The sequence below is a fragment of the Neobacillus sp. NPDC058068 genome, assembly GCF_042885335.1.
Lineage (GTDB): Bacteria > Bacillota > Bacilli > Bacillales > Cytobacillaceae > Neobacillus.
Genome location: NZ_JBHVSI010000025.1, coordinates 67,622 through 84,748 on the forward strand (window position 1 = coordinate 67,622; position 17,127 = coordinate 84,748).

General features: G+C 40.2%; 13 protein-coding genes. 12 read left to right on the plus strand and 1 reads right to left on the minus strand.

What is annotated here, in order from left to right; all coding sequences use genetic code 11:
* The first annotated feature begins 160 nt into the window (after positions 1 to 160).
* From ACFVSW_RS23820 to ACFVSW_RS23855, 8 genes are all read left to right on the plus strand, one after another.
* A complete protein-coding gene (locus tag ACFVSW_RS23820) occupies positions 161 to 1,036 on the plus strand; it encodes an ABC transporter permease subunit (RefSeq protein ID WP_387319103.1) in 876 nt (291 codons plus the stop codon).
* Positions 1,033 to 2,034 carry an ABC transporter permease subunit gene (locus ACFVSW_RS23825; protein WP_387319104.1) on the plus strand — a complete coding sequence of 334 codons (1,002 nt, stop codon included), beginning with the start codon at positions 1,033 to 1,035 and terminating at the stop codon, positions 2,032 to 2,034. The genes ACFVSW_RS23820 and ACFVSW_RS23825 overlap by 4 nt, the downstream gene beginning before the upstream one ends.
* A gap of 573 nt (positions 2,035 to 2,607) precedes the next feature.
* Positions 2,608 to 4,356 carry a SulP family inorganic anion transporter gene (locus ACFVSW_RS23830; RefSeq protein WP_387319105.1) on the plus strand — a complete coding sequence of 583 codons (1,749 nt, stop codon included), beginning with the start codon at positions 2,608 to 2,610 and terminating at the stop codon, positions 4,354 to 4,356.
* Positions 4,357 to 4,379: 23 nt separating this feature from the next.
* Complete coding sequence (locus tag ACFVSW_RS23835; RefSeq protein ID WP_387319106.1) at positions 4,380 to 4,733, plus strand: ArsR/SmtB family transcription factor; 354 nt, start codon at positions 4,380 to 4,382, stop codon at positions 4,731 to 4,733.
* Between the two features lie 159 nt (positions 4,734 to 4,892).
* Positions 4,893 to 6,704 carry a TIGR04190 family B12-binding domain/radical SAM domain protein gene (locus ACFVSW_RS23840; RefSeq protein WP_387319107.1) on the plus strand — a complete coding sequence of 604 codons (1,812 nt, stop codon included), beginning with the start codon at positions 4,893 to 4,895 and terminating at the stop codon, positions 6,702 to 6,704.
* Positions 6,705 to 7,063: 359 nt separating this feature from the next.
* Entirely contained in the window at positions 7,064 to 7,264 is a 201-nt protein-coding gene (locus tag ACFVSW_RS23845; RefSeq protein ID WP_007083969.1) for a cold-shock protein, read from the plus strand.
* Between the two features lie 146 nt (positions 7,265 to 7,410).
* Positions 7,411 to 8,556, plus strand: a complete 1,146-nt coding sequence (locus ACFVSW_RS23850) for an exonuclease SbcCD subunit D (protein WP_387319108.1) — start codon at positions 7,411 to 7,413, stop codon at positions 8,554 to 8,556.
* Positions 8,553 to 11,690, plus strand: coding sequence for an AAA family ATPase (locus ACFVSW_RS23855; protein WP_387319109.1), 3,138 nt, complete (start codon positions 8,553 to 8,555; stop codon positions 11,688 to 11,690). Before ACFVSW_RS23850 ends, ACFVSW_RS23855 begins: the two co-directional genes overlap by 4 nt.
* 358 nt (positions 11,691 to 12,048) lie before the next feature.
* Here the strand turns inward: ACFVSW_RS23855 and ACFVSW_RS23860 are convergent, their stop codons facing one another.
* The gene (locus ACFVSW_RS23860; RefSeq protein WP_387319111.1) at positions 12,049 to 13,704 is read right to left on the minus strand and encodes an FAD-binding dehydrogenase; all 1,656 of its coding nucleotides are present in this window, start codon (positions 13,702 to 13,704) and stop codon (positions 12,049 to 12,051) included.
* A gap of 241 nt (positions 13,705 to 13,945) precedes the next feature.
* On the opposite strand from ACFVSW_RS23860, the gene ACFVSW_RS23865 reads away from it, so the two are divergent.
* The 4 genes from ACFVSW_RS23865 (at position 13,946) to ACFVSW_RS23880 (ending at position 16,730) form a co-directional block, all read left to right on the plus strand.
* Positions 13,946 to 14,281 (plus strand): PadR family transcriptional regulator, encoded by a 336-nt coding sequence (locus tag ACFVSW_RS23865; RefSeq protein ID WP_387319112.1) that lies wholly within the window; start codon positions 13,946 to 13,948, stop codon positions 14,279 to 14,281.
* The gene (locus ACFVSW_RS23870) at positions 14,278 to 15,489 is read left to right on the plus strand and encodes a DUF2812 domain-containing protein (protein WP_387319113.1); all 1,212 of its coding nucleotides are present in this window, start codon (positions 14,278 to 14,280) and stop codon (positions 15,487 to 15,489) included. Before ACFVSW_RS23865 ends, ACFVSW_RS23870 begins: the two co-directional genes overlap by 4 nt.
* A gap of 67 nt (positions 15,490 to 15,556) precedes the next feature.
* Positions 15,557 to 16,165, plus strand: coding sequence for a hypothetical protein (locus ACFVSW_RS23875; protein WP_387319115.1), 609 nt, complete (start codon positions 15,557 to 15,559; stop codon positions 16,163 to 16,165).
* 16 nt (positions 16,166 to 16,181) lie between these two features.
* A complete protein-coding gene (locus ACFVSW_RS23880; RefSeq protein WP_387319116.1) occupies positions 16,182 to 16,730 on the plus strand; it encodes a hypothetical protein in 549 nt (182 codons plus the stop codon).
* Positions 16,731 to 17,127 lie beyond the last annotated feature (397 nt).

Genomic DNA, 17,127 nt, shown 5'->3' on the forward strand with positions numbered 1-17,127 from the left:
AATAATAATTAAATGGTAAAAAGGGAGTGGACTGAATTTTTTTCGGTCGAAAGGAAAGGTATACTTTCCTTTCAGGCATAAGTGCAACTACGCCTCTGTCTTTGCCCTAACGGGCTAGCCAATCGGCGAGTTTTCTTTAATAAAAAATGTGGGGGATGAGATGAAACGTTTACTACGCTTGCTTATTAGAATAATTTTGATTGTTTTTGGTTTTCTATTTATTTTTACGTTGCCATTAGTTTATGCGAGCGCCAATGATTCAGTACTTTTCGATTTTACGAACTATTGGGACGGTCTTACGTTAAATTTTCAATCTTTAACGCAAATGAATGATAGCAGCTACCTAGCGCTTTTTAATAAATTAGACATAGCTACTAGTTATCAGTACACGATGACGATCTTATTCGGGAGCCTTGCTGTAATCATTTTCCTAGCCATAGTCATCTCTATTTTGATTATGCTCACACCGGAAAAAGTAAGCAATCGCTTAAAAACCGGCATTAATTTTTTCGAGGCAGTGCCGGATTTACTAGTGATTTTTTTGTTTATGTTTTTTGTTATTACCCTTTATAAAACAACGGGATTAAAGTTTTTGCAGCTTTATGGGGTATTTGGTAACAAACCCTATTTTGTTCCAATCATGACCGTTTCATTTCTCCCGCTGTTCTTATTACTACAGTTCCTTGTTAAAGTCATAAACGAAGAACAAAATCAGCAATATGTACTCTACGCGAAAGCAAAAGGAATTGGCCGTTTAAGAATATTACTTGTACATATTATGAGAAACATTTTTCCGCTTTTACTATTGCAGCTAAGAACCATTGTTTGGGTATTACTATCCAATATTTATCTTGTTGAATTCTTGTTGAACATTAATGGCTTTACACAGCAATTTCAAAAGATCCTCATTATGGGCGGAGATTTCGCTTCACTCGTTGCTTGTTTACTGATGTTATCCATTCCGCTGTTGGCTATGGAAGCATTAGCATGGATTATTTCTAAGTTTATCAAAGGGAAAGAGGCAGTAAGTATATGAGAAACTATAAAAAGACAATTATTGGTTCAACCTTACTTCTTCTCCTACTATTACTAAGTATATTATATCCTTATTATGGACCAAAAGATTTTAATCATCAGGTTCTCGTGAAAGATGATCAAGGCGCTATAATTGGCCGGGCACCGTTTCCTCCTTCAGAAAATCATTTACTGGGAACTAATCGAAATGGTGAGGATATGCACTGGCTATTACTTTATGGTGCAAAATTTACATTAATAACGGCTTTTGGAATCGCTGTATTAAGAGTGTTTCTAGGTGGGCTCTTCGGTATATTTCTGTCCCTCTGGGCTCCGTTTTTAAAAAGTTACTTTAAGGACTTTTTTATAACTTTTCGCTATATACCGTCGATTCTTCTTGGAATTATGTTAATGTTCCCGATTGTCGGAGGGTTTTCGGATGTTCCCATTTCCACCATTGTCACCTATCAAATTATCATTCTCGTTTTTATTGGTTTTCCTTCGGTTACCCTGTTCGCCTCAGATGTAACGGACGAATTAGTAAAAACGTCATTTGTGCAAAGTTCATACTTAATGGGGGCAAGCAAACTGCATATTGTTAGGAAACATTTGCGGCCCTATATTGGCTCTTACGGTATTTTATTTACCGTTCAGCAGATTATTAGCACACTCCATATTACGATGCAGCTTGGGCTTTTTGGCATGTTTCTTGGAGGAAGGAACAGGGCCGGGATATTTGGCTATGATGATCCGGAAAAGCCGGCATCCTTATCCAATGAATGGGCCGGTTTAATTGGTCAAAATTTTAGCGATTTTATGCTTGCTCCATGGGCTATCTTGAGTCCGGTAATCGGATACTTTTTGGTGATCGTGATCATCAATTTAATTAAGAAGGAATTGGAAGAAAACTTAAATGGTTTCCAGGTTGTCAAAAAGAAACAAAAGCAGAGAAGGGGTGCACGGACTGAAGCCCGCTCCACAGCTAGACGCGGATTATTTGAATTTGTTCAGAAGCTTTAGATCGAGCTCAGTTTGATGCTCGGTTTTTTTTGTATATAAATAGGCTCTGTTATTATCCATGGTTGATTTTCGTGTAGGTATGAGAATTCATAGGCGGAGAATTTCCGGCTATTGACTATAGAGGAAGCTTAAGTAGCAGATATAAGCGGAGATATTCCGATTAACTGCTCTAAATAAGGCAAAATCCAACGATTTGGATAAGATAAACGGAAAAACTCCCTTTATTTTTAAGGATATAGGGGTGTTTCCTAATTTAACCGGAATTTTCCCGTTTATTTTTCAAACACTGTGAAATCAACATTCAGTTATAACAGAGCCAATAAATAAAAAAAGACGTCTGAATTAACAGACGTCTTTTGCGTATTGAGGCGAAAAACCACACTCCACATAGTGCGCTCCATTAAGGAATGTTTCTCGACTTACACAACTCAGCTCATCGCTTGGTTATTATAACACGATGTCAATATAAAATACAAGAGAATTATTATTGAAGAAAACACTTGCCTATTATTTATTATTATCGTATATTCAAATAATCAGATATACAATAATAAAAAGATAAGAAGGGTGAATATGTTTTCTGACAAAAGGTTCCATCACTATTCCTTAAGTAGCCTGCCAAAGGATCTCCTTGCAGGGGTGATTGTTGGGGTCATCGCGATTCCTCTTGGAATGGCATTCGCGATTGCTTCAGGGGTAAAGCCAGAGTATGGAATCTATACGACCATTGTTGCCGGGATTCTCATCTCGTTATTTGGCGGCTCAAAGTATCAAATTGGCGGGCCGACCGGGGCATTCATTCCGATTCTGTTCGGGATTGTCATGACCTACGGTTATGAAAATTTACTCATTGCCGGGTTTATGGCGGGGATTATTCTCCTGTTAATGGGGATATTTAAACTAGGTTCCTTGATTAAATATATTCCCAGACCTGTTACAATTGGATTTACTACCGGAATAGCCGTCACGATTTTTACCGGTCAGTTAGCTAGTTTCCTAGGGTTAGAGGGAATGAAGAAGCATGAGGAATTTATTAGAAACATTCAGGAGATTTTTATCCACCTCAACACAACCAGCATTTTTAGTGTGTTAACAGCAGCAATTTGTTTAGGTACCGTGATCCTAACACCGAAAATTGCGCCGAAGGTTCCGGGACCGCTTATTGGTTTAATTGTTTCTACCCTAGTTGCAACCATGTTTTTTCCAACACAGGTGGCCACAATTGGATCTGCATATGGTGCAATCCCAAGTACCTTACCGCAAATCCATATCCCGAACATAAATATGGAGATAATTATTAAACTAATCAAGCCTGCCTTCATTATTGCCATGCTTGGCGGCATTGAATCGCTCCTTTCGGCAGTTGTGGCAGATGGGATGACGAATAGTAAGCATAACAGCAACAAGGAATTAGTCGGTCAGGGGATTGCCAACATGATTACGCCCTTATTTGGCGGAATTCCTGCGACCGGTGCGATTGCCCGGACAGCAACTAATATTAAGAATGGAGCCGTTTCACCTTTTTCGGGAATCATCCATGGGGTAGTGGTATTACTCGTCTTATTGTTTTTTGCACCCTATGCTTCCTATATTCCATTAGCAAGCATGGCACCCATCCTCATGGTAGTTGCCTGGAACATGAGTGAGCGAAAAGTATTTGCCCATATTTTAAAAACAAAATCAACCGACTCACTTGTGCTTGTCGTTACGTTTTTATTAACCGTTTTTGTCAATTTGACGATGGCCGTCCAAGTCGGTCTTATCATGTCTGCGATTCTGTTTGCCAAACGGATGAGTGATGTGATGGTTACAAAAAAGGCATTGCCCAACCCTGATACGAAACATGAGAAGGTGGAGACAGGCATGGTTACTGATACACATGACTGTCCACAAATCAGTATCTTTAATGTGGAAGGACCGCTATTTTTTGGAGCAGCGCTAACGTTTGAGGAAACCATTATGAAAACGATCAATTATCGTCCAAAAGTTCTGTTGCTAAGAATGGGGAGAGTTCCGTTTATTGATACAACCGGGGAAGCGAATTTAGCGCGGATTGTTCACCATTTTTCGAAAAATGGTATAGTATTGGTATCGGGTTTAAATCCACAGCCGGAAAGCGTTTTGCAAAAAACAGGCCTATACGAAGCGATTGGCAAGGAACATTTCTTTGAACACACCGGAGAGGCCATCCAATATGCACTATCGCAAATCAATAAAAATAAGTGCCTCGGCTGCAAACATTTTGCTTTCAGAGAATGCAAAAAACTAGCAGATGCGGAGGCTGTAGAAGGAAGCAGGAAAAAGCTTACAGCTACATTCTAGTTAAAAGTTAGGGTGATGATGAATTGAATTTGGAAATGCAGCAATTTAAAGCAGATTTTTTTAAAGCATTAGCACATCCATTAAGGATTAGAATTTTAGAGCTGCTAGCAGAAGGGGATAAGAATGTAAATGAAATTCAAACCCTTGTTGGCAGTGAAGGCTCGGCTGTTTCCCAGCAGCTGACGATATTAAGAGCGAAGAATATTGTCGCAGGAACGAAAGAAGGAAATAAAGTCATCTACACATTGAAAGACCCGATGATTATTGAATTATTAGCCGTAGCAAGGCAAATTTTTAACAATCATCTCGTGGATACAATCACGATATTGGATAAGTTTAAAGACGATGATGAGCTGACGACCGCGCCGAAGAATTAAAATCTTCGGTTTTTTCTATTTTTATTGTGAAAAAGTGTTTATTGTTATATTTTGGTAATTATCGTTAATTTGTAATATTTAGTCCGGCCATTTTCTAAAAATTAGAATAGTATTAAGGTAGTAGTACTAGATATAGAAATATTAGGAAGGTGATTGAATATGTATGATTTGGTCTTGCTTCATCCGCCTACGGTTTATGATTTCCGCAAAGAGATGCTGTTTACAGGACCAATTAGCGATGTCGTTCCGTCTTCACCTGTATTTGAAATGTACCCCATCGGGTTAACAAGCATCGGAGATTATCTTGAACGCTTTGGGTTAAAAGTGAAGATCATTAATATCGCTAATCGCATGCTGCTAAATCCCAATTTTGACGTTGAAAAGAAAATCAGAAAAATAAAGACAAAGGCGTTTGGCATTGATCTTCACTGGCTCCCGCATGCCCATGGCAGCGTGGAGTTGGCAAAAATCATAAAGAAGTATCACCCAGATACGCCCGTTATGTTTGGCGGACTTTCCAGCACTTATTTTCATAAGGAATTAATTGAGTATCCTTGCATCGATTTTGTTGTCCGCGGCGATACAACAGAAAAGCTAATTCTAATGTTGCTGAATAAGCTTGAAAATAAAACAAATGACAGTTTTTTCGATATCCCAAATTTAACTTGGAAACGCGGGGCTTCCTGTCATTATAACGAGATGACCTATGTACCTGACAGTCTGGATGAGTTTAATTTACCGGGCTACCGTTATATTATTCGCTCCGTTTTCAAGTATTTTAATCTGTTAGACCCATTGCCATATAAGGGGTGGCTCCAATACCCGAATACAGCTATCTTAACCTCTAAAGGCTGTACGTATAATTGTTTAATTTGCGGCGGCTCTAAAGATGCATATGAGCTAAACTGTAATCGAAAAAAACTGGTGATGCGCTCACCGAAGAAAATGTTAGAGGATATCGCATTAATTCAACGCTTCACCAGGGCACCGATTTTCCTTTTAAATGATATTAGGCAGGGCGGCAAAGAGTACGTGGATGAATTCTTAACCGGTTTAGAAAAGATGGACTTGAAGAACGAAATTGTTTTCGAATTGTTTAATTATGCAGATGAAGAATTTTTTAAGTGCCTTAACAAGGCCATGCCTAAATATAGTATTGAGCTTACGCTTGAATCGGCCGATGAAGATATTCGTAAATATAATGGCAAGCTTCCATGTACAAATGTTAAAGTAATCCAAATGCTCCAATATGCCTTAAAACATGATTGTGCTAAGATTGATTTATTCTTTATGACAGGAATACCTAACCAAGATTATCACAGTGCAATGCGGAATGTTGATTTTTGTGAAATTATTCACAAAGAGTGTGGTGAAGATCTGCGTATTTCGTATTTTGTTGCACCGCTTTCACCATTTCTCGATCCCGGCAGTCCGGCATTTGAACACCCGGAAAAATTTGGTTATAAAAAATTCTGCTATCAGCTTGAAGATTTCCGGGCGGCAATGAAACAGCCATCATGGAAATATATGCTCAGTTATGAAACGAACAAAATGACCAGAGAGGACATTGTTAGAGCCACCTACGATTCCGCCCTAAAATTAAATGAATTTAAATACAAAAATAACATCGTAACGAAGGATGTTCATGATGAGGTGGCTGTTAAAATTGAAAAATCAGTCGAATTCCTCAAGCGGCTCGATGAACTGGCGCTTCTACCGCATGATGAACAAAAGACGGAGATGGCAAAAATAAAAGATGAAATCGAACAAATCAATCGACACAGTATCTGTGGAAAAAATGAACTGAAATGGCAGGTTAAAAAGCTTTTTGCTGATTTTCCTTCGTTAACCTATATCGGCTTAGAATTATTAGTGAAGGACATTATTAAGGGAATAAAGTGTCGGCTGGGAAAAGTTGATCGGAATATCGCGGTAACTTCGATTTCCCAAAATGGAAAGGTCAAGGAATAATAATTAAAAAACAGCGATTTATCGGTAAATTTTGAATTCATCGACAATTATTTTTCTGCAAAATTCGACATAGTATTTTGAAAGGCTGCTCTCGAATCGTGATTAGGCGGTAATCCCCTCTCGAAATAGGGGGAGAATGTAGAATTCTGTAGGCTTTTGTCACTTTTTCCTCCCTTGACATTTTGGCAAAAAATATGATAAATTTTAATCAGCCGTTGCACGAGATATATTTATATTTTACTAGCTTGTTCAAAGTTTTAACCAATGTTTGGATAAGGAAATGAAGGTAAAGCTATCACGTTGTAATTTGGTGAATTTACACATGGCTTAAGTGTAAGCCAATAGGAGGATTTTTTCACATGAAAAACGGTAAAGTTAAATGGTTTAACTCAGAAAAAGGTTTCGGATTCATCGAAGCAGAAGACGGTAACGATGTATTCGTACACTATTCTGCCATCCAAACAGAAGGTTTCAAAACTTTAGAAGAAGGTCAAGAAGTATCTTTCGAAGTAGTTGAAGGAGCTCGTGGACCACAAGCTGCTAACGTAACTAAAAAGTAATTATAAAAAAACTAATGACAACAGCCCGGACTTTTGTGCCGGGCTGTTTTTTGTTGTCAAAAAACAAAATTCCATGCAATTTCCAAATCCTTTCATATTAGTATTTTGTTATAATGATAGTATTGAAAAAAACTGGGGTGAAGTAGATGAAATTTATCCATACCGCTGATTGGCATTTAGGCAAATTAGTCCATGGTGTTTATATGACGGAGAATCAACGGGAAGCACTTGAGCAGTTTGTGGCAATCGTCGCTGAAGAGAAGCCGGATGCAGTGGTTATTGCCGGTGATCTATACGACCGTTCCGTACCGCCAACGGAGGCTGTTGAGTTACTAGATGAAATTCTTTTTAAAATCAATGTCGAGTTAAAAACGCCAATTGTCGCAATCGCCGGAAATCATGATAGTGCAGAAAGACTCTCGTTTGGAAGCTCGTGGTATAAACATAGTCAATTCTATTTATCAGGAAAAATAACCAACAGCTTTAAGCCGGTGCAAATTAATGGCGTGAATTTCTATCTAGTACCATTTGCAGAGCCAGGCCTCGTCCGCCAGCTGCTTGAGGATGAATCGATTCACTCACATCAGGATGCGATGAAGGCAATGATTGGCAAGATGGAAGAAACGATTAATCCGAATGAACCGAATGTTTTAGTTGGACATGCATTTGTCTTAGGCGGTCAAACCTCTGATTCTGAACGGGTTTTATCCGTAGGAGGGTCGGGGTGTGTGGGTGCCGAATTGTTTGAACCGTTTTCCTATACCGCACTTGGCCACCTGCACAGTCCCGATGCTATTAATCATGATAGAGTGAAATATTCTGGTTCTCTCTTAAAATATTCTTTTTCCGAAGCCAAACAACGAAAATCGATTTCGATTATTGAAATGAATGAAAAAGGAGATTTTACCCATCGGTACCGTTCGCTCACACCAAAGCATGATATGCGAGAGTTAGAAGGGCATTTGGCAGAATTGCTTGATCCGCAATTTTACGAAAAAGAACGCATTGATGATTATTTAAAAATCACCTTGTTGGATGAGGGAGCATTGATTGATCCGATTAATAAATTGCGGCAAATATACCCGAATGTCCTCCACCTAGACCGGAAAATTGATCTGACCGATTTGAAGAAGAAACAATCCTTTAACGCTATTCGTAATGAAAAGAAGTCTGAGATTGAGTTGTTCGAACTATTTTACACAGAAATGACCACATCCGAATTTACGCTTGATAAAAAGGAAGCAATGGCTGGGGTGATTGAAAAAGTGCTAAGAGAGGATGGGGCGAGATGAAACCGTTAAAACTGACGATGCAGGCATTTGGTCCTTATGCAGGCAGTGAATCAATTGATTTTACCGAGCTCGGCAACCGGACGATGTTTGTGATTTCCGGAAAAACCGGTTCCGGGAAAACAACGATATTCGATGCGATTAGTTATGCGATATATGGAAAAGCGAGCGGGGAGGATCGCAATGGCCCTGAGCTCCGCAGCCAATTTGCCGCTGAGGGTCTGTTAACGGAGGTATCCCTTGATTTTTCACTTCGTAATAAGGTGTACTCGATTACCAGGTCGCCCCAGCAGCTGAAGAAGAAGGACAAGGGGGAAGGTTATACCCAGCTTGGAGCAAAAGCAGAATTATATAGCTGGGGTCCTGATGGCGAGAAAAAACTGATTGCTTCTAAAATCAGTGATGTCGAGGAAAAAATTAAGGAAATCATTCTGATAGATGCCAACCAATTCCGGCAGATATTGATGATTCCCCAAGGGGAATTCCGCAAGCTGTTAACCTCTGACAGCAAGGACAAAGAAGTCATCCTGCAGCGGCTGTTCCATACTCAGCTTTATAAAATGGTCGAAGAAAAGCTGAAGCTGGAAGCGACGGAGCTGAAAAGGTCTGTTGAGGACCAAATGCAGGCGCGAAATGAAGCGATTCGCCGCATTCAAGCAGTGACAAACAAAGAACTCCATGATTACCTTGAAGCGGGCAGCGTAAATGACACCATCATCATGCCGCTTTTACAAACCGAAATAGCAGGTATGGGTGAATTGCTCGAACAACTGGACAGCCAATTAAAAGCCAAAGTTCTTGAGCAAGACCGGTTTAAGGGTCAGCTTTTTGAAGCAGAAGCGATTTTGAAACAAATGCAAACGAAAGAGCAATTGAAGGAGAAAAAAGTCCAGCTCGAATCCCAGAAAGATTTATTTGCAGAAAAAGAAAAGCAGGTTCAAAGAGCGCAAAAAGCGGCTTTATTAGCTAAGCAGGAGGAACTTTGCCATCGCTTAAAGCGCGATGCAGACCAGATGGAGGCAAATGTGAAGTCGCTCCAAGTGAAAATTGCAAGCTTGAACGGGCTTGCTTCACAGCACGAAGAGACGCTGCAAAAAGAGCTTGAACGGGAAGGCGAGCGGCAGACAGCCCTAGATGAGGCGAATCGGTTGGCCAATATGAAAGACGATGTCTATTCATACGCTGCATTAGTAAAAGAGACGGCATTGAAGGGAGCATTTTTAAAAACGGCCAAGGAAAAGCTGCAATCTTCTGAAAGAAATGTGGAACAAAATGAAGAAATGGTGAAATCCCTTCTTCAGCAAAAGTCCGAGATTGAAAAGGGGCAGCTGACCTATTTAGAAAATGAAAGGCAAGTTGAAAAACTCCAAGCGGAGCTAGACCGCTTTGAAAAATTTGAAAAAGTCCACGGACGACTGCAAACGGCCGTGCAAAATCTTAAAGTAATAACCGGCCGCTATGAAAATACGGCTGCGAGATTTATGGATGCAAAGGCACTTGTTGAGGACATGGAGCGAAAATGGCTCCATGGTCAGGCCTCATTGTTAGCTTCAAGACTTCATGACGGGGAAGCTTGCCCAGTATGCGGTTCCGAGCACCATCCAACGCCTGCTTTACAGCATGATGGCAGCATGCCGAACGAAGAAGATTTGAAGGCAGCAAAGGAGCAGCTTAACAAATGGGAAAAGGAAAAGGCTGCAGATGAGGCGAAGCTTTATCAAGGTCAATCAGCCGTACGAACGCAACAGGAAGCCGTTGCTGAAATGCTTGTTGAAATTCGTACTTATCGGGCTGATTTTAATGAAACGGATTTAACCTATGTGAAATCAGAAGTTGTTACGGCAAAAAATTCGCTTATTCTATTGCAAACGAACCTTGCCAAGCAGATTAACCAGCTTGGGCAAGTGAAAATAGACCTGGAAAAAAGGGAATCCGAAAAAGCTGCGTTACAAAGCGCGATTCAGCAATTAGCCGCAGATGTGACGGATCTAACGGTGCAATACACCGAAAAGAAAACGAATTTGACGAGAATGATAAACGTCATTCCTGAAAATCTGCGGTCGGAAGCGGAATACGAAAAAGCACTAACCACTGCACAAAACCGCCATGAACAGCTTGTCAAACAGCTTGAAGTGGCCCAGCAGCATTTACAAGCGGTCAAAGAAAAACTTTCAAATGAGACTGCAAGACTAGTAGATGCTGAAAAGCACTTTGCCGGTAAGCAACAGGAACTTGACACAGAACGTGAAATCTTTAAAAATAAGCTGTCCGAGCAGGGCTTTGAAAAATATGGTCTCTATGCTGCTTCTAAACGGACTGAAGACGAGATTCGCAGTCTTGAAGCTGGTATCCGCACTTATCGCGAAGAATTACGTTCGGTTTCGGACCGACTGGAGGAATTAACAGAACTATTAGCAGATGTGAAAACCCCCGATGTCGAGGGATTAAAGCTCGAACTTGCAAAGCTGACTAGCGAAATCGAGGGATTAACTCAGCAGCGCACAGATCTATTCGTTAAGAGACGGGATAATGAAGAAATTTATACTCGTGTGGAAAGTTTGAATGAGCAGATGAAGGTTCTCGAAGAAAGGTACAAGTTAATTGGTCACCTGTACGAAATCGCTAAGGGGCAAAATAACTTCCGGATTACCTTTGAACGTTATGTCCTTGCTGCCTTCTTAGATGATATTTTACGAGAAGCCAATGTGCGCTTACGAAAAATGACCTCAGGGCGTTTTCAATTGCTGCGAAAAACAGACCGTGCCAAAGGAAATGCCCAGAGCGGTTTAGAATTGCTCGTATTTGACCAATATACGGGTCAGGAACGCCATGTCAAAACGTTATCGGGCGGGGAGAGTTTCAAAGCTTCATTATCTCTGGCTTTGGGACTAGCAGATGTGGTGCAAAATTATGCCGGCGGAGTATCTTTGGAAACGATGTTTATTGATGAGGGATTCGGTACGCTGGATCCTGAATCATTAGACCAAGCGATTGAAGCATTAATGGATATCCAAAGCAGCGGGCGTTTGGTAGGGATTATTTCACACGTTCCGGAACTAAAAGAACGGATCGATGTGCGGCTTGAAGTCATTGCCGATCAGACCGGGAGCAGGACGGAATTTATGTTTACGAATTAGGAAATTGGCGGAATAAGAGTATGTCCCAAAATGGATTTTTTTGGGGCATACTCTTTAATTTTTACTCATATTGTTGCTTTTTATGATTCGCTTATAGACTGCTTAAAATTCGCTGATAGAACTCTCAAATTCGCCGATAGAACCACCAAATTTGATAAATAGACGGAAAAATTCCGCTTAATGAGTAATTATGAATAAAAAATGCTTAAATAGACGGAAATATTCCGCCTATTGACTTGAAAAATTCGAAAATGGGAGATTTTGCTTGGCATAATCGGAAAATCTCCCCTTATTTACCCAGAAACGAGCTCCATTCTGCATTTAACCGGAAAATTTCCGCTTATTTTACTTTCAAGTGTTACTCCAATTCCTCCGCCAGTGCCCGTCCCGCCTGTCTTCCAGTAAACAAACAGCCTCCCACGAAAGTTCCTTCTAGTGAACGATAGCCGTGAATCCCGCCTCCGCCAAACCCGGAAACCTCGCCGGCAGCATATAGACCGGGGACAGGATTTCCAGTTGGGTCTAATACTCTGCCAGATAAATCGGTTTGCAGTCCGCCAAGCGTCTTACGACTAACGATATTCAAGCGAACAGCGATTAAAGGGCCCATCTTTGGATCGAGAATCTTGTGTGGTGACGCCACTCTTATCAGTTTGTCACCGAGATATTTTCGGGCGCCGCGAATGGCAGTGATTTGCAGGTCCTTTGTGAATTTATTATCCATTTCCCGGTCTCGTGCAAGAATTTGACGCTCAATCTCATCAAAGTTGAGCAAGTTTTCACCAGTAAGCTTGTTCATTCCTGCAACAAGTTCAGTCAATGTGTTTGCGATCACAAAATCCTCGCCTTTATCCATGAACGCTTTAACAGGTGCAGTGGGTCCAGGAAGTACGCGAGAGAGTACTTGTTTAATACTTTTGCCTGTCAAATCAGGATTTTGCTCTGAACCGGATAAGGCAAACTCTTTTTCAATGATTTTCTGTGTCAAGATGAACCAAGAATAATCGTAGCCAGTCGCTTGAATCGCGGCAAGGGTTCCTAACGTGTCAAATCCCGGGAAGTTTGGTGCCGGGAAACGCTTTCCTTTTGCATCTAGCCAAATGGATGAAGGTCCAGGAAGAATCCGGATACCGTGCATCGGCCACACCGGCCCCCAATTTTTAATGCCTTCTGTATAATGCCACATCCGATCGCGATTGACGATTCGGCCGCCAGCTTGTTCTGTAATTGCCAGCATTCTTCCATCAACATGCTCTGGCACCCCGGATATCATATGTTTGGGTGCAACACCGAGCCGAGATGGCCAATTTTTTTTGATAAGTTCGTGATTGCCGCCAATGCCGCCGCTGGTTACCATCACAGCTTGCGAATGAAACTCGAAATCTCCAATCTTCTCGCGAGAACTAGCTTCTCCCCGCGCGACTGAACTTGGAACGAGAATATCACCACTGACTCCGATAACGGCACCATTTTCGGTGATTAATTGATTGACACGGTTTCTTGGACGATAGTCGACAAGACCTTGTTCCATTGCCTTCCTGACCCGATCCTCAAATGGTTTGACAATGCCGGGACCTGTTCCCCAGACGATGTGAAATCGGGGCACGGAGTTGCCATGGCCATCAGCGAGATAGCCGCCACGCTCCGCCCAGCCAACCACAGGGAAAAAACGAACGCCCATATTATATAACCATTCGCGTTTTTCACCAGCAGCGAAATCAACATATGCTTGCCCCCACTTTTTACCCCAATAATCCTCATCATCTTCCCTGTCAAACCCCGCCGATCCTAACCAGTCCTGCCAGGCAAGCTCATGGGAATCCTTTATTCCCATTCTTCTTTGTTCGGGTGAATCGACTAGAAATAACCCTCCGAACGACCACCAGGCCTGTCCGCCAAGAGAGGCTTCAGGCTCCTGGTCTAAAAGGAGAACTCTCTTTCCCGCATCTGCGAGCTCAGCTGTTGCAACTAAGCCAGCAAGCCCAGCCCCAACCACAATCACATCAAATCTCAAATTTTATTCCTCCTTATTGGGCGAGTAGGAATTTCCAGAAATGCCAATATTCACAATTATAACACAATTAATTTTGCTGTTATATGCAATTGATTAAACACTTGTCTACCACATTAAAAGCTACTAACAAAATTTCATAATTTTAGTAAAGGGTGGATTGAATAATATGTCACGCTGTGATATAGTCGCAGTGTGACATATTTATCTGTGACATAATTTATTAAATCAGACTTGTGAGGTGATGATTTTGGAGATTGAAAAGGTCTTGAAAAAGTATGTCCCGATGACAGAAACGGCGTTCTATATCCTCCTTTCCTTAACCGAACCGCGCCATGGATACGGAATTGTTAAGCATGTTGAGGAGATCACTAACTCAAGAATTCAACTGGGATCGGGTACGGTGTACGGTACATTAACAAAAATGCAGAAGGATGGGATTATCACTGTCTTCGCCGATGAGGAAAGAAAAACAGTTTACGAAGTAACTGAGATTGGAAAAGAATTAATCATCTCTGAAATTAATAGACTTAAAGAGCTGCATCAGAATGCGTTGAAATTTGAGGGGGATTTTTTATGATTAAAAAAGTAATGAGACCATTCTGGAGCTATGATGTTCAAAAAACGGAAAAATGGCTCTCGTCTATGGCGGAAAATGGTTATCTTTTAGTAAAGATCAATCGAGTAACTCGGTGCTTTTTCTTTCTACAAGCCGAACCTAAAAAGTTAACCTACCGAATCGGCTACGATAAAATGCAGGGGGAGTCACTTTCGAGAGGGTTATTAGCCGAGGGATGGACAAAGGTTTTGCGGACTGGGCATTGGTTTGTAACATCAAATGAAAAGCCGATGGAGCAAATTAAGACTTCCTCCGTTCGAGAAGGCATTATCAAACATAATCGAATTATCATGTATATTTTCGGCGGTATAGTCGGTTATTTTTCAATTGCGGCGATGTTTTTTCTGAGTATATTTGGAATGATTTTCTTTTCTTCAGATTCTCAGGTAGAAGTGGAAGATAGCCCCTATTGGATTTTTACGTATTTGTATTTTGGTGCTGTAATTGCTATTTTCGTCCTTGCACTTTATTCTGTGATAAAAATTCATAGGACCAATAAAAATTTAATTAAAGAAAAGACAGCCAGGGATGATCTGCACAATGGATTTCAGACTGAGGGCAAACCTAGCAAAGCGGAAGAAAAGCAGTTGAAGCGTTCAGGGCAACTGATTGTGAAAAGAAAGCTTGGCTGGATGTATGCCCCAGATAAGCTTGAGTACTGGCTCGAGGAAATGGAAGAACAAGGATATTATCTCTACCGTGTCAGCAAAACAGGAACGGTCTTTCATTTTTTAATTGGACGTCCACGGAAAGTAAGTTACTGTGCGGATTACCAAAACATTGCGGATGAAAGCTACTTCGATATTCATAGAGAAGCGGGCTGGAAAAGTGTGTTCAAGTCCTTGGGATCATTACAAAAATGGTCCATTTGGAGCCGTGAATATTCAGAGGGCGAAGAACGGCCGCAAATCTACAGCGACAAAACCAATCAATTAAAACATGCAAGAAAGATTGCAATCGCCTATTCATGTCTTTTTCTTCCGTTAATTATTGCCTATCTATTAAATCTAGGCATAGGATTCGATTTGGTCATTCATAACAAAGTGGATAAAATGCGGATTATAACTTTGATAATCATGGTGATTGCTATCCTATCATTTGGTTCTTACACGATTAGAACATGGCTTTATTACTATCGCTTAAAAAAACGGTATGACTACGATTTGTAACACAAGGTAGGGCTAGACCTAGTGACCCTCTTTATTTAAAATAAAATTAAAAAGCGGGGCGATACGTTTGGGGAGAATTTATATTTTCGTTTTTGTTCTTTTGCTTTGTTTACCGGTATTTAGTTCACGAGCCTTTGCGACAAGTTGGGTTTTGTTAGATCCACAGGAAGTTGTTGATCGGGCTGAAGTGATAGTTCTTGGAAAATATGATTTTAGCAGTAATCCTGTTTCGGGGAAGGTCCCATTTCATGGCTTGGATTTTAAGGTTTCTAAGGTTATTAAAGGTCAAAATATCCAGCCTACAATTATTGCTAGAATCGATGGTAACGATAATGGCTGGGTGGATGATTTCCAAAAGCAGGGTGGAGAATTACTATTATTTTTAGAAAAAAAGGATTCTACGTTTCTTACCCCAGTGGGAGGAACAAACGGGATGATTCAAGTTATGAATGGCAAGGTAGACGACCAGAGCGAGAGCGTCAGAGCTTTTTATGAGAAGTTCCTTCAAGAGGAACAAAAAACGATAGTAAATACTGAGCAAAAAGTAAGAGCAGTCACGGATGTAAATCAGCAAAGTAAGGAAAAAGATCAATCTTTTTTAATACCCATTATTTTTTCACTAGCTGCTGTATTGGTCCTTATCGCAGGTGTTACCTTTACTAGGAGAAAAACGTAATGTGGCTTAAAGGGGTGTGAATTATATTCAAGAGGTAATTGAAGTAATTATCATATTTGGTCTAATTGGGGTTGTGGTACGTTTTGTTATTTTTCGGCAATTGGAAATAACAGATAAGAATACAGTTTCTTTCGATAAAAATAGTAATGCGGTTGTTAGTTTTCCGAGTATTTTGATGTGGCTAGGGTTACCAATCACAATATTTTCCGTAATAGGACCATTTGGACATATTCTTTTCCCTAAAATTTTTGATAAAGAACCAATAGTTGAAAATTTATTATTATCTTCTCCAATGGTTCTATTAGGATTGTTTTCAAGTATGTCTGGTTTGTTCTGGAATATACAGATAGATAAAGATTCTGACTATTTTATTTATAGAACCACATTTGGTCGTACATACAAAATATACTATAATGAGATTTCGTACTTCAAAACATGGAAACATTTATTATTGTTTAAGTACAAGAGGAAATTCTTTTTTGTCAGTCCTGACGCAATAAATTATCATTTTTTTCTACAAATGCTTATTCGGAAAGATGTTAAAAAAATTTTTAGGCGTGTATAGATTTGTACTTACATGAAAGCATTACTAGAATTTTATAATTTACAGCGATGTTTGTGAAAAATTGGTCTCGGTACTTAAATTAACGTGGGCGTTGATCCAAGAAGGATTAACGCTTATTTTAAGAATTAACGCTTATTTTTGTGGGAATTCTTCAACAACAGTCAGTTTAATGGAAGAATCGACTGTAGCTCTTATTAAACAATCGGGCCAGATTGCTGAAGATCATTTTAAATAAATACTGGATATTTATGTTAAAATATAGAAAAGATTGTGAAATATTGTACTTTAACTAAAGGGGCAGGATAGCATTCCTGTAGATCGTTAAATATCAGGTTTGAAAAAAATAGAGCCCCTCAGTAAGATACGAGTATAGAGACCAATCTAAACTCAGTGTCTT